Below are 21,708 nucleotides of genomic sequence, written 5' to 3' on the forward strand. Positions count from 1 at the left end.
CCGGTCGAACGGGACCAGTCGACATTCAGGAGGATTCATGGCCCTGCCGCTGATGCCCAAGGCGACCGCCGTATGGCTCGTCGAGAACACCGCTCTCACCTTCGAGCAGATCGCCGATTTCTGCGGCCTTCATCCGCTTGAGGTCCAGGCTATCGCCGATGGCGAGGTTGCTGCCGGCATCGTCGGTCTCGATCCCGTCGCCAACGGTCAGGTTACCCGCAGCGAGATCGAGCGGTGCGAAGTCAATCCCGACGGTCGTCTCAAGCTGACCGTCACCGACATTCCACAGCCGCGTTCCAAGCCCAAGGGGGCTCGCTATACCCCGGTGTCGAAGCGCCAGGATCGCCCCGACGCGATCGCCTGGATCTTGAAGCACCACCCGGAATTGTCCGACGCGACGATCTCAAAGCTGATCGGCACCACCAAGCAGACGATTCTGGCGGTTCGCGACAAGACCCACTGGAACGCCACCAACATCAAGCCGCGCAATCCGGTGACTCTCGGGATGTGCACCGAAAGCGATCTGGAAAAGGCGGTGGTGTTGTCCGGCCGTTCGCGCCCGGCGGCCGAATCCGCCGTCGCCCGCACCGCCAGCTACGACGAAGGCTGATTTGTTTCCCCGCCCCTCTTTCCGCCGGAGAGGGGGGCGGGCGCGTCTTGTGGCGGTGCCCGAGCGATCAGACCTCGGTCTCGGGCGTGTGGATCACCACTTGGTTCCGCCCCGCCAACTTGCCCTTATAAAGGGCGATATCGGCGCATTCGAACGATTCCTCGACCGAAATATCACCCGATAACGGAGCCAGCCCGAACGTCACCGTGACCGGGATCGGTGTCCCGTGGCCATCGGCGATCTTCAGTTCGGCAATCGCCAGCCGCATCCGCTCCAGCACCAGCCGCCCCACCTCCAGGCTGGCCGACGGCAGGCAGACGAGGAATTCCTCGCCCCCATAGCGATAGAGAATGTCATAGGGCCTGACCGCGTTGCGCAGGCATTCCGCGACCGCGCGCAGGACGCGGTCGCCGGTGGCATGACCGAACGTGTCGTTGATCCGCTTGAACAGATCGATATCGGCTAGACCGATGCAGCAGGGCTGGCCCAGCCGGATCACCCGGTCGCGCTCACCGATCAATTGGGTCATCATCGTCTGGCGATTGCCCAGGCCCGTCAGCGGATCAACGGTGGCGAGCGTGCGCCAGACATCGCGCTCCAGCGTCTGGGCGGCAGTGCCAAAGGCCAACACCAGCGCCATTATCGCCTCGTAATCCGAGGTGGTGACGGTCTGGCCCGACGCGGCGCGGGCGGTGATCCGGTCGGCGCGGTCATGAATCTCGCGATGCAGCCCGCCCAGAGCGACAAAGCCGGGAAAGCCGCCCAGGATCGCGTCGCCCGCATGGTCGAACCAGGTATCGAACGGACAGGCCGGCAAAGGCGCGCGCGGCGCGGAATCCCAGTTGAGAATCTCGCTATACCAACCGCGCAACCAGTCCATATGGCCGCTCAGAGCGTGCTGGTACTCGGCCAATCCAACGAAGTAATCCTCGGTCGGAACCAGCGGCCCGTTTTCGCGTTGCCCTCCCGACATGCCCCCTGCCCCCTTTGCCGCAACGGTAGAAGAGACACTGAAGCATGTCGGCAGAACCTTGTCACCGTCGACGGGCGGTTGCCCCTTCGATGAAATGCCACGCCAACAACGCCGACAGCCCCAAAATCAGCTCGCGGCCTCGCTTCAGCAGCGACAAAGCCAGCGCAACTTCGGTCGGCAGGCCCAACATCGCCCCGAACAGCATATAGCCGCCTTCCTGGATGCCGATCGCGCCGGGAACGACAAAGGCGATGCTGCGGATCGCGAAGATGATGCTCTCCATCGCCAGAACCTGTGCGAAATCAAGCGGATAGCCCAACAAATGCAGGGCGACCCAGGCCTCGCTCGCGCCGACGATCCAAGCGGCCAGATGCCACGCCACCGAGCGCACCATCCGCGACCGCCGCTGGTAGATCTCGTTGATCGAGGCGACGATCCCCTGTTCGACATCAGGGGCATCCCAGCTTTTCGGCATCAGCCGCGACGGCAGGGATTCGAGGAAATGCATGAACCACGAGCGTTGGACGATCACAAAGGCAATCAGCACCGGCACCGACACCACCAAGGCAATCACCCCCCAGCGGGTGACGTCGGACTCAGGATACAGCCACGCCCACATCCCGACGCCGATCAGGCTGAACAGGAATTGGGCCATCGCCTCGGCGGTGATGTCGGCGACGACCATCGCCCCCGCCGCCGCCGGACGGATGCCAAAGCGGGTCAGATGGCGGATTCCGGCGACTTCGCCCGACAGCGGCAAAAAGCCCGCTAATTCGCCGACGCCATCACGAATCCACCGCCCCATCACGAACACCCAGGCCGGACGCGGCGGGTCCTGCGGCTGTAGGGTTGCCCAACTCAATCCGCACAGCGTCATCGGCAGCAGGTGATAGGCGGTCAGGATCACCACCCCGCTCCACCCGGCGCGGTCAAGCGCCCCGCCGACGTCACCAAATCCGTCCCGCAGCCACCAGGCGATACCCAGAACGACAGCGATGAGGCACAGCCGCAGAATGCCAGCCTTCATGCCTGTTCCGCCGCCTGGGAGAAATTGACAAGTTGGATGCCGCGATCCTTGACCCGGGTCACATTGGCCGATTCGACCAGGGCGCGGTATTCCTCGGCCACATGGTAATGCGGCGGCATCGGCCGCACCTCCCAATGACGGGTGGCGGGATGGCTGTAGATTTCCGACAGCCCATCGGGCAGATGATCGAGGAACGACGCCACCTTGGCGTAATCCATATCCCCGCTGTCATTGACGCCGAACGAACGGTCGTTGACGGTCAGACCGACGGCACGGGCCTTGGCCCGCATCCGGGCGCAGCGCCGCCAATGGAACAGGCCGTTCCACAGCCGCAGCCCCAGCCGGTCGCCCCGCGCCGCGAACGAACGCAACGGCGGCTCCCACGGCACCCGGATACCGGCGGCGCCATATTCGACCGCCAGATCGAGCACCAGATCGAACACGGTCGGATGCTGGTGGTAATGATGATGGAAATCGACATGGGCCAGCGGCAGTCCGGTCGCGGCATACAACTCGAACTGCGCCCGCATCTCGGCCTTGACCTGCTCCTGGGCGGCGCGATCGAGATAAATCCGCGCCCCCAGCCGCACCAGATCGCGGCCAAAGCGGCCATCGGGACCGACCAGGGCGGAAACCTGCTCGGGCGGCAGCGCCGGGATGCCATCGACCAGGGTGACGTGCAGGCCGACCCCCAGTTCGGGCAGGCGACGCGCCCGCGCCACCGCGTCATCGACGGCAGCCTCTGTCATCATCAGGCTGGCCGAGGTCAGGATACCGTTGACGTGAGCGTCTTCGACCGCTTCGTTGACCGGAACCGACCGGCCGAAATCATCGGCGGTCACGATCAGCCTTTTCGTCATGATTTAGGTCTTCCCAGAAGGTGAAACAGAGCCGGCAGCACCACGAAGGTCGCCGCCACCGACAGACCAAGCGAAACGAACAGCAACAGCCCCATCGACGCAGTACCAAGATGCGGCGACACCGCCAGACTGCCGAACGCCGAGCCGGTGGTCAGTGCGCTGAACAGCACTGCCCGGGTCGTCGGGTGTTGGAGCGGCGTGGTCACGCCGTTGCGCCAATTGACCACGAAATAGATGTTGAAAGCGACTCCGATCCCCAGCAGCAGGGGCAAGGCGATGATGTTGGCGAAGTTGATCGCCAGACCCAGCGCCCAGACGGCGATCACCGTTGCCAGCGCGCCCAGCAGCAGCGGGGCCAGCACCAAGGCGCTGTCGAGCACCCGGCGCAACATCAGGCCCAGCATCACCCCGATCGCCAGCAACGCCCCGAGCGCGGCCAGGGTAAAGGCGTGGACCACCACCCGGCCGGACTGTTCCATCGAGATCGGTGCCCCGGCGGCATCGGGCGTCACCGCAGCGACGGCATCGACAAAGCGGGCGCGGGCTCCGGCATCTTCCATGTTCTCGCGCGGCAGCACCTTGACGCGGGCGCGGCCATCGGCGGCGATCCAGTCGCGCCGCAATTCGGGCGGCAGGGTTTCGACCGTCAGCGGGCTGATGAAATCCAGGCTTTGACGCAGGCTGGAAATCAGGCCGGGCAGACCGGCGGCCAAGCGGGAATCGAATAAAGCGATCCGCTCGGGCCCGGCGGCAACGATGGCGCGAAGATGGCGGGCAAGCAATTGCGACGGCTCGTGGCCGGGCAATTCGGCCTCCAGCCGTTCCGCCAGCCGGGACAACGCGGCGGCGGTCTCTTCGGGCGAGGGCGGCGGCAACGGCATCGCGGCGTTCAGGGTCGGCCCCAGCACCTGGGCCAGATCGGCGACGATCGGCAAGGTCTCGTCGAGATCGTCGGGAATGAAGCTGTCGATCGTCATCGTCCGCCGCGATCCGGGCAGAGCTTCAAGCCGCTTGGCCAGTTCGCGCGCCTCGGCCTGCGACGGGGCCAACGCTTCGATCGCATAGACCCCGGCTTCGGGATCGCGCGCCATTTCGTGAAAGGTCGAAACCGCCTCGGACTTGGGGTCCTGAAGATGGAGCGGATCGAAATCAAGCGGCATGAACGGCAGCAACGCCAGACCGGCCAGGGCGATCAGCCCCGCCCCCCACGCCACCGGCCGGGCATGACGGGCCAGGAAACGGTCGGGACCGGCCAAAGGCAGCCCCACCGGCTCGGGCTCGGCTGGCGGCTTCAACAGCGCCAGTAGCGCGGGGAGAACGGTGAAATCGACGATCAGCGCGATCACCATCCCGCCGCCCGCGATCAGGCCTAATTGCGACACCCCGGTATAAGCGGTGGGCAGGAACGACAGGAAGCCGACCGCCGTGGCCAAGGCCGCCAGCGACAGCGGCCCGGCCATCGCTCCGGCCGAAGCCAGCGCCGCCGGAGCGGACTCGCCCAGCCGGTGTCGCTCGTTGCGATAAGAGGTGACGAACTGGATCGCGAAATCGACGGCGATGCCGACGAACATCACCGCGAAAGCAACCGAGATCGGGTTGAGACTGCCGACGGTCAGCGCGGCAAAGGCGGCGGTGGCGACCAGCCCGATCACCAGACTGATCAGGATCGCGACGACGACCCGCAGCGAACGCACCGCGAGGAACAGCAGCCCCAGCACCGCCAACAGCGACAAGGGCGCGGTGATCTCGACTCCCTCGGTCACGGTGGCGAAATTGGCATCGGACAACGCGACCGAGCCGGTCAGCCGCACCCGATAGCCATGGTCGGGGACCAATCCCAGCGCGGTGGCGGCAGAGCGGATGGCGCGGTCGGCTTCGGCCCCGGCTTCCAGCGCGCCGTGATCAACCCGGGCCTTGGCCAGCAGAAAGCGGCGCGGCGTGTCGCGCATCGGTCCGGCGGCGATCATTCCCTGCCAGTCGGCCGATTCGGCCGAACGGCCCTCGGCCAGAGCGGCGGCGACATGGTCGATGCGGGCGACCAGCGGTTCGATATCGACCGCACCGGCCTGACCGTGGGCGATCCCGTCAACGATCATCCCCACCGCCGACAGCAGACCGCGCAACGACGGATCGTGCGCCACCGTCCCCAACAGCGGCTGGGCCGCGACCAGCCGGTCGGACAGCGTGGTCAGCTCGGTCGGCGACAGGAACAGCAGACCGTTACGGCGGAAATACACTTCCTCGCTGGGGCGCTCGACCGACAGGATCGGTCCCCCGGCTTCGGCCAGAGCGGCACGCAGCCGTTCGACCCCTACTTCGGCCTGTTCGGGGCTGGGGGCGTCGAGCACGACGACCAGCCGATCAAGCGTGTGGGGAAACGCCGCGTCGATTGCCTGCTCGGCGTGGCGGAACGGCAAATCCGAGGAAATCAGCTTGGATTCGTCGGTGTCGAGCGACAGATGGGTGGCGGCGTAATACCCCATCGCCACCGTCGCGACCAAAGCGATCCCCACCACTGCGATGGCGTGACGCCAGCACCAATCGACGATGAAGACCGCGAAACGCCGGGCCATTATGAGTTCCTGTTCAGGTCGGTGAGTGAAAGAAAGCGGGACTGTGCCCCGGAACCCCGGTCCAGGGCAAGAGCCGAGGTGCCCCGGCGCGGCTTGGCGGCAAAGCCGATACTTGACGGCGCTCCCCGCCTTGGCGTAAAGCGGCTTTGTCCAGCATCCCGGAATACGGTGCAAATCCGTAGCGGTCCCGCCGCTGTAATCGGGGACACGGACCACTGGGGCGGAAAACGCCCGGCCACTGGCGGAAAACCGCCGGGAAGGCGTGGTCGCGTGGTCGATCCGAGAGCCAGAAGACCTGTTGGACCTCATCCGAGTCTCGGGGCGGAATCCGATGGAAAAGGGTTTCGGCAAAGGCACAATCGTGCCCGCGCCGCCGCCCCGGCAACCGTGGAGTCCGAACGACCATGACCAGAACCGATACCAAAACCACCCGTCCGGCGGTGATCGCCAGCCGCAAAAGCTGCGATGCCGAAGGCACCGGCCTGTCTCATTACGTGCTGATGGACAAGCAGGTGAAGCGTTGAGCTTGCTCGCTGACGCGAAGGGAGCGGCCCCCGTCGGGGGCCGTCTTCCCGATGGGCTGGAATGGTTCGACATCGGCCATTCCGACTACACCGCCTTGATCGACGCCGACACCGCCTTCTGGTCGCTGGTGCGGACCGACGAAGCCGCCCAGGTCATCGCCGATGGCGCGCTGGTGCGGCAATGGCAGGACAAGCGGGCCTCGTTCGCCGAGGAAATGGAGATGCTGCGCTTCAAGCTGAAGCCGTCGGCGGTCTATTTCAATCCGACCGAACGCTGCAACCTCGATTGCGCCTATTGCTACATTCCGCGCGACATGCGCAAGAATGGCGAGCACATGAACCGCGAGACGCTGCTGGACGCGATGGAGCGCCTGCACGCTTATTTCTCGTCGATCATGCCGCCCGACCGCAAGCCGCAGATCATTTTCCACGGCGCCGAGCCGATGCTGAACCGCGACGCGATGTTCGAGGCGATCGCCCAGTACGGCGACCGCTTCCGCTTTGGGGTGCAGACCAACGCCACCTTGCTGGATGACGAGGCGATCGCCTTCCTGACCAGCCATGGCTGCGGCATCGGCCTGTCGCTCGACGCTCCGGTCGAGGCGGTGGCCGACCGGTCGCGCAAGCGCTGGAACGGCGACAGCGTGTTCGCCTCGACCCTGTCCGCGATCGACCGGCTGAAGGGCTATGCCGGGTTCAACGTCATCTGCACGATGAACCGCGAGAATATCGACCAGCTGGTCCCGATGGTCGAGTTCCTCCACGAACGCGAAGTCCCGGCCTGTATGCTGAACTTCGTCCGCTGTACCCAGCCGGGCGGCCGTGACTCCTGGGTCGAGGATGCGGTGGTGAGCAAGGCCTTCCTGGCCGCGCTCGACCGCACCCACGAGCTGTTCCGCGAGACCGGGCGCAAGCTGGTGGTGGCGAACTTCGCCAACATCCTGATCTCGATCCTGGCGCCGACGGCGCGGCGGCTGATGTGCGACATCTCGCCCTGCGGCGGCGGACGCAGCTTCTTCGCCCTGGCTCCCGATGGCACGCTGTTCCCGTGCAGCGAATTCATCGGCCTGCCCGATTTCGCCGGTGGCAACCTGTTCATCGACAAGATCGAGGACGTGCTGGAAACCCCGCAATTCAAGCTGGTCAGCAGCCGCAAGGTTGAGGACATCGCTAAATGCGCGGTCTGCGCGGTGCGCCATTTCTGTGGTTCGCCCTGCCCGGCCGAAGCGTTCGAGGCCAATGGCGGGATGGACAAGATCGGCGCCTATTGCGACGCCTATCTCGATCAGGCCAAGTACGCGTTCCGTCTGATCGCCGACGGGATCGAGGACGATTACCTGTGGGACGGCTGGGACGACGGCACCGAAACCACCTTCGGGTTCGGCGGCTGTTAATCCGGTAAATCCGCCGCCACCACGGCGGCAATATCGAGAAAACCCGCGCAATCCGAGTGATCGGTTGCGCGGGGCTTTCCTTTTCTGCGCCTTCCGGGCTAAAATTGCTGCCCCTTAATTCCCGTCCCGCCCTTTCGGTCGGACCAGTTCCCAGGCACCATGCCCAGCGACGCCGTCTACGCCGCCCTTGATCTCGGCACCAATAACTGCCGCATGCTCGTCGCCCGTCCCACCGGGCACGGCTTCAGGGTGATCGACGCCTTCTCCCGCGTCACCCGTCTGGGCGAAGGTTTGGGCCGCACCGGCCGCCTGTCCGAAGCGGCAATGGCCCGCACCCTTGATGCGCTGGAAGCCTGCGCCGACAAGATGCGGCGCAACCGCGCCGGTCGCGCCCGGCTGGTCGCCACCGAGGCCTGCCGCCGCGCCGTCAACGGGGCCGAATTCACCGCCCGGATCGCCGAACGCACCGGCCTTGCCCCCGATATCATTTCGGCCCAGGAAGAAGCCGGACTGGCCCTGGCGGGCTGCTCGTCGCTGCTTGACCCTCACGTTCCGTGGTCGCTGGTGTTCGATATCGGCGGCGGTTCGACCGAACTGGTCTGGGTGCGCACCGATGGCGATGGCCAATCGGTCAAGGGCGTCCGCTCGGTCCCGACCGGGGTGGTCACCCTGGCCGAACAGAGCGGGGCCGAGATGGCGACCCTCGCCGGGTACGAAGCGGTGGTGGCCCGGCTGACCGAGGCCTTTGCGCCGTTCGAGCACGAACACGGCATCGCCGCCCGGATGGTGGGCGAGCAGGCGCAGATGCTGGGCACTTCGGGCACGGTGACGACGCTGGGCGCGCTGCATCTCGGGCTCGAACGCTATGACCGCGCCCTGATCGACGGGTTGAATCTGAATTTCGCCGATATCGCCGCCGTGTCGCGGATGCTGGCGGGGATGAGCTCGGACGACCGCGCCGCCCACCCCTGCATCGGGCCGGAACGGGCCGATCTGGTGGTTGCGGGCTGCGCCATCCTTGACGCCGTGTGCCGTCTGTGGCCACTGGGGCGTTTGCGGGTGGCCGATCGCGGCGTTCGCGAAGGCGTATTGCTCGGCATGATGCGCGAAGACGCGCATGGAAGCCAAAGAAAGAGGACGTGATGGCCGGCACCAAAGGCAAAAGCAAGAGCGGCGGCAGCGGCAAAAGCACCGGGGCCGGACCCGGCGGCGGCTCGCGCCAGATGACCGTGACGGTCAAGACCGCGAAACGGCGCAAGCTGTCTTCGACCTTGTGGCTGCAACGCCAGCTCAACGACCCCTATGTCTATGAGGCAAAGCGGCTGGGCTATCGCTCGCGCGCCGCCTTCAAGATCATCCAGCTCGATGACCGCTTCCACATGCTTCGCCCCGGCCTGCGGGTGGTCGATCTCGGTGCCGCCCCCGGCGGCTGGACCCAGGTCGCGGTGCAGCGGGTCAAGGCCGGCCAGCCCAAGGGCGGTATCGTCGTCGGCATGGATATCCTGGAATGGGACCCGGTCGCCGGTGCCACCGTACTTCAGGGTGACTTTCTTGCCGATGACGCCCCCGACCGGCTGAAAGAAGCACTGGGCGGCCCGGCCGATGTCGTGCTGTCGGACATGGCGGCCCCGACCACCGGCCATCCGTCGACCGACCACCTCCGCATCATCGCGCTGGTCGAAGTCGCGCTGCATTTCGCGATGGAGGTTCTCACCCCGGGCGGGACCTTTGTCGCCAAGGTCTTTCAGGGCGGAACGGAAAAGAGCCTGCTGGATCTGCTGAAAAAGAACTTCGCCACGGTCCGTCACGCCAAGCCATCGGCCAGCCGCGCCGGATCGGCCGAGACCTATGTCGTCGCAATGGGCTTCCGCGGACAAACCGAGGAATAATCCCATAGTGCAGGGGGATTTTCTCCGTTTTCCGTACTTTTAGCGGGGTTGTTATTCGACGAATCCATGCGTACCATGACAGGTATGCCAATTTTCAACCTGCCATCGTCCTGTCAGCAGAAGTTTACGGCAACATCGAATTGCCTTAAATGCGGCATTGTCGTCGATGCCTTGGTTATCCTCGGCGACATCGCCTACTGTCCCATCGATCGCACCTGTACCCACAGCAAGGAATGCGCCGAGGAAGCCGCGCACTGCGCCGAGGGACTGCCGCAAGGCAATCGACTGAAATCACGCCTGCTCGGCCGTCTCGATTCCCTGCCGATTCCTCTGCCGTCCGACACTTAACGAGCCGAGGCTCATCGCTTTTTTCCGTCACGTGCGGGCGTGAGGCGGCGGACTCGACTGCCTCGGCCTAGCTCTCCAGTTCGCGTTCGCGCGCCCAGGCGACGTCGCCCAAGGTGACGATCCCGATCACCACCCCATCCCGATCGACCACCGGAAGATGACGGATACGCTTGGTGCTCATCAGCTCCAGCACCGCATCGAGAGCATCGGTCTCGCGCGCGACAAACACCTCCGGCGTCATCAACGCCCGTACCCGCGTCTTGCCCAACGACTCGGGCGAGTGGGCCAAGGCACGGACGATGTCCCGCTCGGACAGAATGCCGACCAGATGCCCCGCCTCGATCACCGGTACCGCGCCAATACGGTGGCGCGCCAGCAACTGAGCGGCCTCGGTCACCAGAGCATCCGGTCTGATCGAAACGACCTCTCCGGTTCCCTTGGTTTTCGCGTCAAGAACGGAACGGACGGTCATACAGGCTCCTTCCACGACAGGAGGGTCATCCCACCCCGGTTCAGGTCCGGCGTCAAGGGCGGAGCATCCCCCCTTGTCCTTCGTATTGTCCTCGGGACATCAAGCCCGTAGACTAAAGTGCCTGATGACACAGGCGACGTGAGGGGGAATTGACGATGACCGATACCGTGCTCGACGTGCGCGGACTTTCTTGCCCGCTGCCGGTGCTGCGCGCGAAGAAGACCCTGGACACCCTCCCCCCCGGCGCGACCCTGACCGTCATCGCCACCGATCCCGGCACCGTTCGCGATTTCGAGTCGCTGTGCCGCCAGACCGGCCACCTCCTGCTCGAATCCCGTGAAGAGGGCGAAACCTTCACCTTCCGCCTGCAACGGGCGGGGTAAGTCCGCGCCTTCGCGTTTGTCTGGATTACGTGGAAACACCCTCCCCGTTATGGCCGGGCTTGACCCGGCCATCCCCGTGGCGCCGCCCAATCCATTGCTTCCAATATTGTTTCGGCGGAATCACATGGCCCCCGGGTCAAGCCCGGGGGTGACGGCCCCAAAAGGCGATACGGTCAAAATCTGGCAAACTCTACCGCATTACCCGCAACAGCGCCCGCAGCCGTCCGCAGGTTTCCGGATCGGCCGTGCCGGTCAGCGACCAGGGGCGGAAGTGGCGTTGGAACGCGACCAGGGCAGCGGTGGGATCGGTGACGTCATAGCCGTAATGGGCCAGCCCGGCCAAAATCACCGGCACAGGCGGCGGCTCGACCGGCTCGCCGCACGGCCACAGACCGATCCCGTGGATTTCGGCCAGACTCTGCCAGGGAAACAACTCGCCGGGATCTTCCTTGCGGGTCGGCGCGATGTCGGCATGAGCAACGACATTGCGGGGCGGGATCGGATGGCGGGCCAGGATGCCGTGCGCCAGATCGACCAACGCATCGATCTGGGCGACAGGAAACGGGCGATAGCCGAATTCATGGCCGGGATTGACCAGTTCGATCCCGATCGAGCGGGAATTGATATCGGTCTCGCCCCGCCATGACCCGGCCCCGGCGTGCCAAGCGCGGCGGGATTCGTCAACCAGGGCGAAGACGCGGCCGTCTTCCTCGATCACATAATGGGCGCTGACCTTGGCGGCGGGATCGCACAGCCGCTCCAGCGCGGTGGCTCCGTCGGGCATCCCGGTATAATGAAGCACCAGCATATCGACGACGGACGAGCGGCGCGGTTCGTGATTGGGCGAAGGTCGCGAAATCATGGTTCCGCCTGTCCCTTCCGTTTTCCCGACCACATCTGCACCGCCGCGACGCCGCCGACGGTCAGCAGCCCGCCCACCAGCTTCTGCCAAGTCAGCGGCTCGCCCAGCAGCAGCACGCCGCCGGTAATGCCGACTGCCGGACCCAGCAGGGTGAACGGCACGATCCGGTTCAGGGAATGGCGGCGCACCAGCCAATACCACAGGGTATAGGCGATCAGCGAGGCACCGATCACGGTATAGGCCAATCCGGCCCAGCCGACGAGGCCGGTCGCCGCGATTGCCTCGGCTTGTCCCTGTTCGAACAAAGCCGAACAGACGAACAGAACCGGAGCCGCGAACAGAGCGACCCAGCCATTGATCGTCAGCGGATCAATCAGGCCGACCCGTTTAATCATCACGTTGGATACGGCCCAGCACAAGGTGCTGACCGCCATCACCGCCAGCGGCCACACTCCGCTGGCATGGGGTTCTCCGGCCAGCAGGAGGATTCCGGCAAAGGCCAGCCCGACCCCCAGGGTGCGCGCCCAGCCCAGCGCCTCGCGATAGACCAGCCAAGCCAGCACCGCGCTGAACGGAATCGTCATCTGGACCGCGACGGCGGCGGTGGCGGCATCCATCCCGCTGATGGCCAGGAACATCAGACCGAAATGGCCGACGCCCAGCACCAGCGCGAGGGCAAGCAGCCCTGGCACCTGGGCACGGCGCGGCCGGAAGAACGGGGCCAGCAGCAAGGCGACGATGGAAAAGCGAATCCCCATCAGCAGGAAGGGCGGCAAGGTCTCGACCGCGACCTTGACCGCGATGACATTGCCGCCCCACAATATCGCCACCGCGAGGGCACCCGCCCAATCCGCCGGAGACATCCGCGGCGCGGTCACTTCGCCGATGCCTCCTCGCGTTTGGCTTCCAGTTCCAGCCAGCGATCCTCGGCCGTGGCCAGTTCGGCACGGGCGGCCTCGGCCCGTGCTACCGCCGCGTTAAAGCGGGCGGAATCGCGGGCATACAGGCCAGGATCGGACACTTCACTCTCAAGACGGGCGATCTCGATCTCCAGATCGGCGATCTTGCCGGGCAGACGTTCCAACTCGCGGGTCTCGTTATACGACATCCGGGTCCGGGTCGGCGCGGGCTTGGCCGGAGCCGGAGCGGCGGCGGCCTTCGCCGCCTTGGCGAGAGCTTCGGGCCGAGGCGGACGCTGGCGGAGATAATCGGTGAAGCCGCCGTCATATTCGGTGACGTCGCCTTGGCCCTCGACGGCGATGACGCTGGTCACCAGCCGGTCGAGGAAGTCGCGGTCGTGGCTGACCAGCAGCAAGGTGCCGTCATACTCGGCCAGAACCTCTTCGAGCAGATCAAGGGTGTCGATGTCGAGATCGTTGGTCGGCTCGTCGAGGATCAACAGGTTCGAGGGCTTGGCCAGCAACTTGGCCAACAGCAGCCGGTTGCGCTCCCCGCCCGACAGGGCTCGGACCGGGGTGCGGGCCTGGGCCTCGGTGAACAGGAAGTCCTTCATATAGCCGACGACGTGGCGGGGCTGACCCCGCACCCACACTTCGTCGCCGCGTCCATCGGTCAGAGTGTCCCAGACGCTGCGCTCGGGATCGAGGATGGTGCGGTGCTGGTCGAAGGCGGCGATCTCGAGATTGGTCCCCAGCCGCACCGTGCCGGCATCGGGGGCCAATTGTCCGGTCAGCATTTTCAGCAGGGTACTCTTGCCCGCGCCGTTGGGACCGATCAGCCCGACCCGGTCGCCGCGCAGGATGCGGGTGGCGAAATTCTCGCAGATCACCCGCTCGCCGAAACGCTTGGTCAGCCCTTCGGCCTCGATCACCAGCCGCCCCGAGACCTCACCGGATTCGGCGGCCAGTTGGGCCTGACGCCCGGCATTAAGAAAGGCCGATTTCCGCTCGCTCCGCTCGGCCCGCAAGGCATGAACCGCGCGCAGACGGCCCATATTGCGCTTGCGCCGGGCGGTGACGCCGCGCGCCATCCAGTGCAATTCCTGGCGCAGACGGTTATCCATCCGCGCCAACGAGGCTTCCTCGGCGGCCAGCACCTCTTCCTGCCAGTCTGTAAAGCGGGCGAAGCCGACCTCGGCCCGGCGCACCACGCCACGCTCCAGCCACAGAGTCTGCTTCGATATGGTTTCCAGAAAGCGGCGGTCGTGGCTGATCGCCACCATCGCCCCGCCATACGCCGCCAGCCATTGCTCCAGCCAGAGAATGGTCGGCAGATCGAGATGGTTGGTCGGTTCGTCGAGCAGCAGCACGTCGGGTTCGGACACCAGGGCGCGGGCCAACGCGGCACGGCGGGCCTCGCCACCGGACAGGGTGGCCGATTCGCGATCGCCGCCGATTTGCAGCGCGTCCAGCACGGTCTCGACCCGGAACATCTGGTCGCGCTCGTCGGCGGGCAGCCCGGCGGCGACATAGGCGGCGACGGTCGCCTCGCCGATCACCGGGTCTTGCGGCAACACCGCGATCCGGGTTCCCGGCTGCACGAAGCGTTCGCCCGAATCCGGCAAAATCTCGCCGGCCAGCACTTTGAGCAGGGTGGACTTGCCCGAACCATTGCGACCGACCAGACAGGTCTTGTCGCCACGGCCGATCCAGGCGGTGACACCTTCGAACAGCGGTTTGCCGCCGAAGGTCAGGCGCACGTCGCGCAAGCTGAGGAGAGGGGGTGGTGCCATAAGCGATGGCTAACACCCCGAGCGGCGCGAAGTCAAACCCGGCCCGAGGGGGAACTTCACACTCTTCGTAAAATTTTGCGAAATACCCTTTGCCAGCCGACGATGATGACGCTATAAGGAGCGCCTCGCAGGCGACGGAGTGTAGCTCAGCCTGGTAGAGCACTGTCTTCGGGAGGCAGGGGCCGGAGGTTCGAATCCTCTCACTCCGACCATGCGAGAGCCGCAGGAAACTGCGGATTTTATATCGAACGGCCCGCCAGCAATGGCGGGCTGTTTGATTTTGCGGGACAAATGCGGGACACTCAGCCGATTGGCACTGTCCCGGAGTGTCCCCCCATGGCAACCATTACCCCTCGGCGCAATCGTGAAGGCCAGCTTACCGGCTGGCAGGCGAAGATTCGCCGTCAAGGCTACCCCCCCGTTTCCAAAACCTGCGGCTCGGAGCGCGAGGCCAAAGATTGGGCCACCGTAACCGAGGCCGATATGGTCAAGGGCACCTACGTTGACCGAAGCGCTTCCGAGCGCATGACGTTTGGCCGAGCTATCGACATCTTCATCAATGACGTCGTCCCCACCCACAAAGGCGGCGATATCGAGAAAGTCCGCTTGGAGCGATTCAAACGCGAGGAAGCCGACCTCTGTCGCTACGCCCTATCCAACCTTCGCACAGAACACATTGAGGACTACCGAGATCGTCGGCTAGAGGAGATCGCTCCAGGTTCCCTCTGCCGGGAACTGAACCTGTTGCATGCCGTGCTGGAGAACGTCCGCCGCCGTACCGGCCTGGTCGAGAATCCCGTCTCCCACGTCCGCCGTCCCAAAGTGGCCGACGAACGCGATGTGCGCCTATCCAGGGAGGACGAGGCCAAGCTACTGTCCGCCCTGGACGCCACACGCAATCCCTGGATTAAGCCGTTCGTGATCGTGGCCCTGGAAACCGCCATGAGGCGCAGTGAGGTGCTTGGGCTGCGATGGCAACATGTTGACTTGGCGCAGCGTACCGCCCATCTGCCAGAGACTAAAAACGGGAGAGGGCGCACTGTGCCCCTTAGCTCTCGAGCAGCAGAGGCTTTGGCGGCTTTGCCGCGCTCTCTAGGCGGCTTGGTGTTTCCCGTGTCCCTGGACTCATTGAAACACGCCTGGACTAGGGCCAGAGACCGTGCCGACCTGCACCATCTTCATCTGCACGATCTGCGACACGAGGCAACCAGTCGGCTCGCAGAGGCGGGATGGAGCATTCTGGAACTGGCCGCAGTCACCGGCCATCAAGACCTTCAGATGCTCAAACGATATACAAATTTGCGAGCGGCCGACCTCGCAAAGAAGATGGGGTGATCGATGGCCACCGATACCGAACGAGAATCCGGCAATGCTTTTCCCTGGCTGGGTACCCGGATTGATGAATTGAGAGAAACCATCGAGGCTGGAGACGGTACAGGGCACGATCTGGCAGAATTGACGGTGCTGCGGGAGGCACTGAAAAAATTAGAAAGACCGACACAGCCAAGGGAACAACTTGACCAACAGAACGAAATTTTTTCCGGCTTGATGGAGATCGAGACTGATTTGATTGGTCAAGGGCTTCCATCACTTCGCGTCACCGAACTCATCCTTGAAGGCGCCGTGAGCCTAGCCGCAACCACGATGGCAGCAGGCAGGCTTGAGGCTGTCTTTGACGATGCTCTCAAGCGCCTCCAGACCCAGCCCCAGCCTACGCCGAAGCAGCCGTCAGAGAATGGAAGGCCATCTTGGTGTCGTGGAGTGATCGACCGCGACCAGCTACCACAGCCGCCTGCTTTGAGGCCGAGGAGCTGATTCGACGGGTCCGACCTCCTTTTTGCCCTCACGGATCTCCGCTGTTTCGTCATCGAGCCGCTGAAGTATTGCGACCGACGAATCAAACGCATCCCGGGCCCTTTCCGGCAAGAGGGTCCTGAAATCATCTGCCCACCGCTTGACATCACGTGCAAATGACAACAACGGCTTTGTCAGACGCTCGTAGGCGGCAGCCAATTTCTCGAGGCGAGTTCGCTCCGTCGCCAGCACCCTCTCCTGTCGTTCGATTTCCACGGCACGTCCAGCGAGAGCCGCTTCTGCCCTTTGGACCTCATGCTCCCGTAACGTCAATGCAGCCTCTTTGCGGTCGATTTCCTGCGCGGTCTGATCCTCCCAGACCTTCAACCCCTCGGCTCGTTCCCGCAGGTACGCTCGTTCATGCTGTGCCGCCGCCGTCGCTTCGCTTGCCGTCCGGGCCTCAGCTTCCGCCATTGCTCTGAAGGATTCCGTTGCCTTCAATGCTTCCTCTGCCTTTGTGCGGGCTTGGGCGGAGGCTACTCGCTCAGCATCGGCGGCACGCAAGATGTCCGCGACAACATGCACGCGGCCCGTTTCGGACTTCGGCTCACCCCGCTGAAGCCTCTCATCGACGTGCTCGCGAGCATGATTGGCCCAGGAATCTTGCAGAGCCGAATAGGACCGTTTAGCCCCATGTTCCTTCTGCACCTGGGCCAGCGCCTCTCGGACGCTGATCGTGAGTTTCGGCTTGCGGCCTCGCCCACCTTGCTTGATCGACGTCGGGCATACGATTAGATCGACGACACCGCCACCGGTTTCATCCATGTCCATCCGCGCGGCGACCAGGCTGTCGGGACCAAAAGTCCGGCGTGCCCATTCTTGGGATTGTTCGAAGGCTCTCCGGTTCACCGGGTTGTTCGGATTATGCAGATCGCCAGCTTCGGTGATCAGGCCCGGACTGACGACACAGAGCACATGCAGGCCGAGCGCCGCGTTCTTTCCGCCCTCGCTTGCCCCGGTCGCAGTTTTGAAAGCTTTGAATGCCTGGACCAATTGCAGCGGGTCTTCAGGGCTGTAGCGGCTTTCAGACAGGTTCAGCGAGGTCCGAGATGGGTCGACTCTCTTGGCCGAGGCCTCGTCTTTGCGGAGACCGTGGGACTCGATCTGCCGAAGTTGTGTGATCGACTGGATACGGGCAACTCGGACGGCGGCGAACAACGTCATTGCGGTCTCGATAGGTTATCCTGAATAGGTTTCAGGATAACACACTAGCACCTATCACCCTATGGGTGACCGCTCCGCTTAGATGCGTGTGCCAGGGAGGGGAGGCGCGGCCTCCCCTCCCTGGACCCAACCCCTCTTTTCATTCGTCATCGATAGCGTTTGCCAATACCCAGGTGCGGAACTCTTCCTCAGGCATTTCACCGGCAGCTAAAGCAACCATTACCTTGGTTGCCTCATGTTCGGCCACATCGAGGTAATACCCGTTGAGGCCGAGAATGACACCCAAAGTGCCGAAGGCCGCCCTTTTGTTCCCGTCAACGAACGGATGGTTGCGACAGATACTGACGCACACCGCCGCCGCGATTACCGCCAAGCTGGCATCCGGATCGTATGACACCAGCTGTGAAGCGCGACCCAAAGAGCCTTCAAGCGCTCCTTTATCACGCACCCCCAGTGCTCCACCATATTCCGCTATCCATTCGGTGTGCAGATCGATGATGGCTTGAATTGGGGGAAGCCGTAGTTCCGTCACTTTGCCAAGGCGGCCATAGTCTTGGCATACCGCTTGGAGAAGCGACGGCCAATTTCTACTGCCTCATTGTAGCCATCCACCGGCTTGGCAATTTCGATCTTACCCTCGACAACTGCGAGGGTAACTTCTTCGCCACGAGCCATATGGGCGGCCTCAAGCACCTCCCGGGGAATGGCAACCCCAGTCGAGTTCCCGATTTTTATGAGTTTGGTCGTTGCGTTCATGACATTCTCCGTTCATGAGAGTGATGTACTAACGGACGTTATTACGTCAAGTATTTTGCGCCACCATTCGCGGCAAATCCGCCGGTAACAACCCATGCCGCGCAGACGCGCGGGTAAGCTAAGGGACCGTTGGTCCCTCGCGGCGTCAATGGCCTAGCGCCGGGCTTATGCCCTGCGTCGGGCGAAGGGTATCCCCATGTCTCAGCTTCGCTTGCGACACGCTCCGCGCCCGCTACGCGGGTGGGTGATCCCCCTCCCTTCGCCCGAGCCATGACTTTGCTACCCCCCGACCCTCGCCGGGAGGCAAGGGCCGATGCGCAAAGCATCGACCCGAATGGGGAAGGGAGCGAGGGCAATGAATATAATCGAGGCGGACGCTTTCAGAAATGCGATGCTGGCTTGGCATCACGCGGATGATTGGTGCCGCGCCCTTGAAAAGGCATTCAACATCGTTCTCGATCAGCACAACTCTGTCGGATATAGCCTAAACGATGTCTTCAGGCAGATGCAGCGCGGCGAACAGCCTAAAGTAAGCGTGGAAGGTTTGTGGGCGGAAGAGGCCCGCCTCAGGGCCGAGATGGAGGGTCTGATGGCTTGTCGTAGAGCAGCTGCCAAGCGTCGAGAAGTGATAGCTTCAAGCCGTGAACTGCTGGGCGACCATCGGGAGCCCTGGCACTTCTGACCGGGGCAAGCGCCTTCGCGGGGAACCGCGTCGGCTTGCCGACGTGGGCGGAAGGCGCTTGCGGCGGGCGAGGAGGGCGTAGCCCGGCCCATCCTTTTCTCTGTTCTTCGGTCTGCGCCAGCAGATCGAAGAACATGCCGTCCGGCGAGGACCCTCTATTTTCATTTATGGTGAAGTTTGCCCGATAAAGGCCGCTCTCCACCTCTGACTGCATCTTTCTGCCGCCAGCGGTGGCAAGATGCGGGCAACCGAAGCAGACCCAAAATACGCGGCAGGCTGGTGGTCGTGTCGCTCGGAAACGCGGGGAATTGCGCATCGACTATGGTCCTGGCTATCGGGTGTATTTCGTGGAGCGTGGTGATGTCCTCTTGCTGTGCGGCGGAGACAAGAACAGCCAACCCCGTGACATCAAGAAGGCCAAGAACCTTGCAAAGGAATATTGAGATGAGAGAAACGAAAATTTGGGACCTGGCAACCCGTCTAACCACGCCGGAAGCCATAGCGGATTATCTCGATGCGGCCTTGGAGGACGGCGATCCCCATGTTGTCGCGTCTGTCATTGGCGATATTGCCCGCGCAAAGGGAATGGCAGACATCTCCCGTGAAACAGGCCTTTCTCGTGAGAGCCTTTATCGCACCCTGGGGGATAGTGGAAACCCAAGGCTTGACACGTTGCTGAAGGTTCTGAAGGCCCTTGGCCTTCGTATCTCTGCCCGGCCTGCTGCCTGACACGAGGGGAAGCCATGGATGTTCTGACCGATCCCGGCCCGCAGACGTATGAGCGGACCAGCGAAGCCAACCACCAGGGCTTTGCAGACGCCACCAACGGCGAACCGCTGTTTCTCGACGCTGACCCAGAATACGCGGCAGGCTGGTGGTCATTTCATCGTCAAAAAGACGCTATCTCTCAATTCCTCAACGCGATCTGAGGTGAACATGACTACGCCGCTCATTCGAGACATGGACTTAATTCGCGAATTGATGCTCAAGATCGAGGGAGGGGAACGAACTTTCAATGTTCTCTCCAGTGATGTTGCCGCAGCTATTGGCGTGCCGACAGAGGGAGCGCAAACTCACGAAGAAGCCGAGAAGCTCCGGTACCACCTTGATCTTCTCGTGAAAGGTGGATTCATTGAAGTAACTGATTACCTTGGCGGCGTTACGGAAGTGGAAGCTATCACCTGGGAAGGGCATGATTTCTTAGACAGCATCCGCGATCCTGTCGTCTGGGCAAAAACGAAGGACGGCATCAAGTCCGCCGGAGGGTTCACTTTCGACCTGCTTAAGGCCCTTGCCAAAGGCTTCATTAAAAAACAGGTTGAGGAGCGCACTGGCATCGCCCTCTGAGGCATGCGGAGAGCGGAAACATCTTCGCCGCACGGCCAACCGCTAACCGACACCAGGGGAAGCTTGCATAGCACTATGTAACGCGTTACGCTGTCACGCGTTACACAAGGAAGAAGGTAATGACAAGTACAGCCGAACGAATGAAATCCATGCGAGCGAGACGCCGACAGAGCGGCTTGCGAGAAGTCCGTCTAGTGGTCCCCGATGCCAGAGCTGCCATAACGCGCGAAAGGATTGCAGCGCAGGTTGCGAGGCTGACGCCGGTTGCGGAACGTGAGGCTTTGGATTGGATCGAAGGGGTGTCTGAGTTCGATGAAACGCGGTGACGTGGTGGTGGTCGCCGCGAATGGTGACTATGGAAAGCCCCGGCCTGCCGTTGTTGTGCAGACCAACGCATTCCCGGACAGCCACGCCTCCGTTATCATCTGTCAGACAACGACAGTATTGGCGGATGCGCCAGATTTTCGGGTGGCGGTCGAGCCCACGGAAATAAACGGTCTGCGGGAGAGGTCGCAAATCATGGCTGACAAGCCGGTGACGGTAAAACGCGAACGTGTTGGCCAAGTGATCGGGCGGTTGACCGTCGAGGAAATCGTTAAGTTGGACACCGCCCTCGCGTTCGTCATGGGGCTCGCCGACTGACATATCGGGGTGGTTGAGTTGGATGAAGGAAGCTAGCTTTCGGAAGTTGGACGGCAGCAGGATGGATGTGTCGCCAGTTGACAGACTCGTTCTCGGCACGGTCAACGCGCCGTGGAAGCGCTCGGTTGAGGCTGATGCACTCGCAACAGCGATCATTGTCGGCCCCGACAATGGCTGGGACGGCTGGCAGATCCATGTCGTCACTTTCTTTTCCGAGGTCAGACCTCACCTGATTCGCGAATTCGCTGACCAGCATGAAATTGCGTGGGCAACAGTACGCCAGCGGTATCAAGAGATTAGGGAGGAAACCGCCGAGGTGAATCTGGAGCTTGAGGCGGCTTTTGACGCTTCCGAAAATTAGCCCTCCTGAAATACGAAAAATACGGGCCAGCTTGCATACTAAAGATTGATAAATACAATGCATGCGCTATCATTGAAGACACATCACTGGCAAGCGGGGGCACCGATGAGCGGTTACTGGACTGGCTATCAAATGGGTCAGCAGGCGGCGCAAGCCCAAAATTCTGCGGCGAATCTTGGGCACGCCTTCGCCAGAGCTTTGTCTGGGGTTCCTGCTTTGCCACCGCTTCAACAGCAAATCGATCAACTTAAGACGGATCTGAACGGTGCCCGGGCTGGCCGATCGGCCGCCGATG

At 63.2% G+C, this 21,708-nt stretch carries 27 protein-coding genes, 1 tRNA gene, 1 pseudogene and 1 riboswitch; of the genes and pseudogenes, 18 read left to right on the forward strand and 11 right to left on the reverse strand.

Going from position 1 to position 21,708, the window contains the following annotated elements; translation table 11 throughout:
• Positions 1-37 precede the first annotated feature (37 nt).
• Positions 38-610 carry a DUF1013 domain-containing protein gene (locus K678_RS03380; protein WP_021131057.1) on the forward strand — a complete coding sequence of 191 codons (573 nt, stop codon included), beginning with the start codon at positions 38-40 and terminating at the stop codon, positions 608-610.
• Between the two features lie 67 nt (positions 611-677).
• Here K678_RS03380 and K678_RS03385 read toward each other — a convergent pair whose 3' ends face one another.
• The 4 genes from K678_RS03385 to K678_RS03400 form a co-directional block, all read right to left on the reverse strand.
• Entirely contained in the window at positions 678-1,583 is a 906-nt protein-coding gene (locus K678_RS03385) for a diguanylate cyclase (protein ID WP_021131058.1), read from the reverse strand.
• A 61-nt stretch (positions 1,584-1,644) separates the two neighbouring features.
• On the reverse strand, positions 1,645-2,610 hold the full coding sequence (locus K678_RS03390; protein WP_021131059.1) for a lysylphosphatidylglycerol synthase domain-containing protein: 966 nt from the start codon (positions 2,608-2,610) through the stop codon (positions 1,645-1,647).
• A complete protein-coding gene (gene hpnK / locus K678_RS03395; RefSeq protein ID WP_021131060.1) occupies positions 2,607-3,470 on the reverse strand; it encodes a hopanoid biosynthesis-associated protein HpnK in 864 nt (287 codons plus the stop codon). Before hpnK ends, K678_RS03390 begins: the two co-directional genes overlap by 4 nt.
• Positions 3,467-6,043, reverse strand: a complete 2,577-nt coding sequence (locus K678_RS03400) for an MMPL family transporter (RefSeq protein WP_021131061.1) — start codon at positions 6,041-6,043, stop codon at positions 3,467-3,469. Before K678_RS03400 ends, hpnK begins: the two co-directional genes overlap by 4 nt.
• A gap of 160 nt (positions 6,044-6,203) precedes the next feature.
• Positions 6,204-6,338, forward strand: a riboswitch (cobalamin riboswitch).
• 109 nt (positions 6,339-6,447) lie between these two features.
• Here K678_RS03400 and cbpA point away from each other — a divergent pair.
• The 5 genes from cbpA to K678_RS03420 all read left to right on the forward strand — a co-directional run bounded on the left by cbpA (position 6,448) and on the right by K678_RS03420 (position 10,198).
• Positions 6,448-6,567: a modified peptide precursor CbpA gene (cbpA, locus tag K678_RS18095; RefSeq protein WP_021131062.1), complete on the forward strand. Its 120-nt coding sequence runs from the start codon at positions 6,448-6,450 to the stop codon at positions 6,565-6,567.
• Entirely contained in the window at positions 6,564-7,961 is a 1,398-nt protein-coding gene (cbpB, locus tag K678_RS03405; RefSeq protein ID WP_021131063.1) for a peptide-modifying radical SAM enzyme CbpB, read from the forward strand. Before cbpA ends, cbpB begins: the two co-directional genes overlap by 4 nt.
• Before the next feature lie 159 nt (positions 7,962-8,120).
• A complete protein-coding gene (locus K678_RS03410) occupies positions 8,121-9,104 on the forward strand; it encodes a Ppx/GppA phosphatase family protein (protein ID WP_021131064.1) in 984 nt (327 codons plus the stop codon).
• Positions 9,104-9,850: an RlmE family RNA methyltransferase gene (locus K678_RS03415; protein WP_021131065.1), complete on the forward strand. Its 747-nt coding sequence runs from the start codon at positions 9,104-9,106 to the stop codon at positions 9,848-9,850. Before K678_RS03410 ends, K678_RS03415 begins: the two co-directional genes overlap by 1 nt.
• A gap of 66 nt (positions 9,851-9,916) precedes the next feature.
• Positions 9,917-10,198 carry a hypothetical protein gene (locus tag K678_RS03420; RefSeq protein WP_231376193.1) on the forward strand — a complete coding sequence of 94 codons (282 nt, stop codon included), beginning with the start codon at positions 9,917-9,919 and terminating at the stop codon, positions 10,196-10,198.
• Positions 10,199-10,265: 67 nt separating this feature from the next.
• Here K678_RS03420 and K678_RS03425 read toward each other — a convergent pair whose 3' ends face one another.
• Entirely contained in the window at positions 10,266-10,670 is a 405-nt protein-coding gene (locus K678_RS03425) for a CBS domain-containing protein (RefSeq protein WP_021131067.1), read from the reverse strand.
• Between the two features lie 155 nt (positions 10,671-10,825).
• On the opposite strand from K678_RS03425, the gene K678_RS03430 reads away from it, so the two are divergent.
• Positions 10,826-11,053 (forward strand): sulfurtransferase TusA family protein, encoded by a 228-nt coding sequence (locus tag K678_RS03430; RefSeq protein ID WP_021131068.1) that lies wholly within the window; start codon positions 10,826-10,828, stop codon positions 11,051-11,053.
• Positions 11,054-11,243: 190 nt separating this feature from the next.
• On the opposite strand, the gene K678_RS03435 is transcribed toward K678_RS03430, so the two are convergent.
• Genes K678_RS03435 through K678_RS03445 form a run of 3 tightly spaced genes read right to left on the reverse strand, consistent with a single transcriptional unit; the run spans position 11,244 to position 14,607 of the window.
• On the reverse strand, positions 11,244-11,915 hold the full coding sequence (locus tag K678_RS03435; protein WP_021131069.1) for an N-acetylmuramoyl-L-alanine amidase: 672 nt from the start codon (positions 11,913-11,915) through the stop codon (positions 11,244-11,246).
• Entirely contained in the window at positions 11,912-12,793 is an 882-nt protein-coding gene (locus K678_RS03440) for a DMT family transporter (RefSeq protein WP_021131070.1), read from the reverse strand. Before K678_RS03440 ends, K678_RS03435 begins: the two co-directional genes overlap by 4 nt.
• Positions 12,790-14,607: an ABC-F family ATP-binding cassette domain-containing protein gene (locus tag K678_RS03445; RefSeq protein ID WP_039851944.1), complete on the reverse strand. Its 1,818-nt coding sequence runs from the start codon at positions 14,605-14,607 to the stop codon at positions 12,790-12,792. Before K678_RS03445 ends, K678_RS03440 begins: the two co-directional genes overlap by 4 nt.
• Before the next feature lie 135 nt (positions 14,608-14,742).
• On the opposite strand from K678_RS03445, the gene K678_RS03450 reads away from it, so the two are divergent.
• From K678_RS03450 to K678_RS18495, 3 genes are all read left to right on the forward strand, one after another.
• Positions 14,743-14,819: transfer RNA gene (locus K678_RS03450), tRNA-Pro, on the forward strand.
• Positions 14,820-14,943: 124 nt separating this feature from the next.
• Positions 14,944-15,942, forward strand: coding sequence for a site-specific integrase (locus K678_RS03455; RefSeq protein ID WP_021131072.1), 999 nt, complete (start codon positions 14,944-14,946; stop codon positions 15,940-15,942).
• 3 nt (positions 15,943-15,945) lie between these two features.
• Entirely contained in the window at positions 15,946-16,422 is a 477-nt protein-coding gene (locus K678_RS18495; RefSeq protein WP_155804431.1) for a hypothetical protein, read from the forward strand.
• Here the strand turns inward: K678_RS18495 and K678_RS03460 are convergent.
• The 3 genes from K678_RS03460 to K678_RS03470 all read right to left on the reverse strand — a co-directional run bounded on the left by K678_RS03460 (position 16,387) and on the right by K678_RS03470 (position 18,381).
• Positions 16,387-17,625, reverse strand: a complete 1,239-nt coding sequence (locus tag K678_RS03460) for a hypothetical protein (protein ID WP_021131073.1) — start codon at positions 17,623-17,625, stop codon at positions 16,387-16,389. The genes K678_RS18495 and K678_RS03460 overlap by 36 nt on opposite strands.
• A 139-nt stretch (positions 17,626-17,764) precedes the next feature.
• On the reverse strand, positions 17,765-18,157 hold the full coding sequence (locus K678_RS03465) for a type II toxin-antitoxin system death-on-curing family toxin (protein ID WP_039851945.1): 393 nt from the start codon (positions 18,155-18,157) through the stop codon (positions 17,765-17,767).
• A complete protein-coding gene (locus tag K678_RS03470) occupies positions 18,154-18,381 on the reverse strand; it encodes an AbrB/MazE/SpoVT family DNA-binding domain-containing protein (protein ID WP_021131075.1) in 228 nt (75 codons plus the stop codon). Before K678_RS03470 ends, K678_RS03465 begins: the two co-directional genes overlap by 4 nt.
• A 355-nt stretch (positions 18,382-18,736) precedes the next feature.
• Here K678_RS03470 and K678_RS03475 point away from each other — a divergent pair, with 355 nt between their 5' ends.
• The 8 genes and pseudogenes from K678_RS03475 to K678_RS03505 all read left to right on the forward strand — a co-directional run bounded on the left by K678_RS03475 (position 18,737) and on the right by K678_RS03505 (position 21,413).
• On the forward strand, positions 18,737-19,063 hold the full coding sequence (locus K678_RS03475; protein WP_021131076.1) for a hypothetical protein: 327 nt from the start codon (positions 18,737-18,739) through the stop codon (positions 19,061-19,063).
• 305 nt (positions 19,064-19,368) lie between these two features.
• Positions 19,369-19,506 (forward strand): annotated as a pseudogene (locus tag K678_RS19820) (type II toxin-antitoxin system RelE/ParE family toxin); the annotation flags it as partial.
• 1 nt (position 19,507) lies between these two features.
• Positions 19,508-19,792 carry an addiction module antidote protein gene (locus tag K678_RS03485; RefSeq protein ID WP_021131078.1) on the forward strand — a complete coding sequence of 95 codons (285 nt, stop codon included), beginning with the start codon at positions 19,508-19,510 and terminating at the stop codon, positions 19,790-19,792.
• A 14-nt stretch (positions 19,793-19,806) separates the two neighbouring features.
• Positions 19,807-19,992 carry a hypothetical protein gene (locus K678_RS03490; RefSeq protein ID WP_021131079.1) on the forward strand — a complete coding sequence of 62 codons (186 nt, stop codon included), beginning with the start codon at positions 19,807-19,809 and terminating at the stop codon, positions 19,990-19,992.
• Between the two features lie 7 nt (positions 19,993-19,999).
• The gene (locus K678_RS03495; protein WP_021131080.1) at positions 20,000-20,410 is read left to right on the forward strand and encodes a DUF2513 domain-containing protein; all 411 of its coding nucleotides are present in this window, start codon (positions 20,000-20,002) and stop codon (positions 20,408-20,410) included.
• A 149-nt stretch (positions 20,411-20,559) separates the two neighbouring features.
• Entirely contained in the window at positions 20,560-20,736 is a 177-nt protein-coding gene (locus K678_RS19910) for a hypothetical protein (protein WP_414532621.1), read from the forward strand.
• Complete coding sequence (locus K678_RS03500; protein ID WP_021131081.1) at positions 20,723-21,052, forward strand: type II toxin-antitoxin system PemK/MazF family toxin; 330 nt, start codon at positions 20,723-20,725, stop codon at positions 21,050-21,052. Before K678_RS19910 ends, K678_RS03500 begins: the two co-directional genes overlap by 14 nt.
• A 22-nt stretch (positions 21,053-21,074) precedes the next feature.
• A complete protein-coding gene (locus K678_RS03505; RefSeq protein WP_021131082.1) occupies positions 21,075-21,413 on the forward strand; it encodes a hypothetical protein in 339 nt (112 codons plus the stop codon).
• Positions 21,414-21,708 lie beyond the last annotated feature (295 nt).

The organism is Magnetospirillum fulvum MGU-K5, assembly GCF_000442515.1.
Classification (GTDB): Bacteria; Pseudomonadota; Alphaproteobacteria; order Rhodospirillales; family Magnetospirillaceae; genus Phaeospirillum; species Phaeospirillum fulvum_B.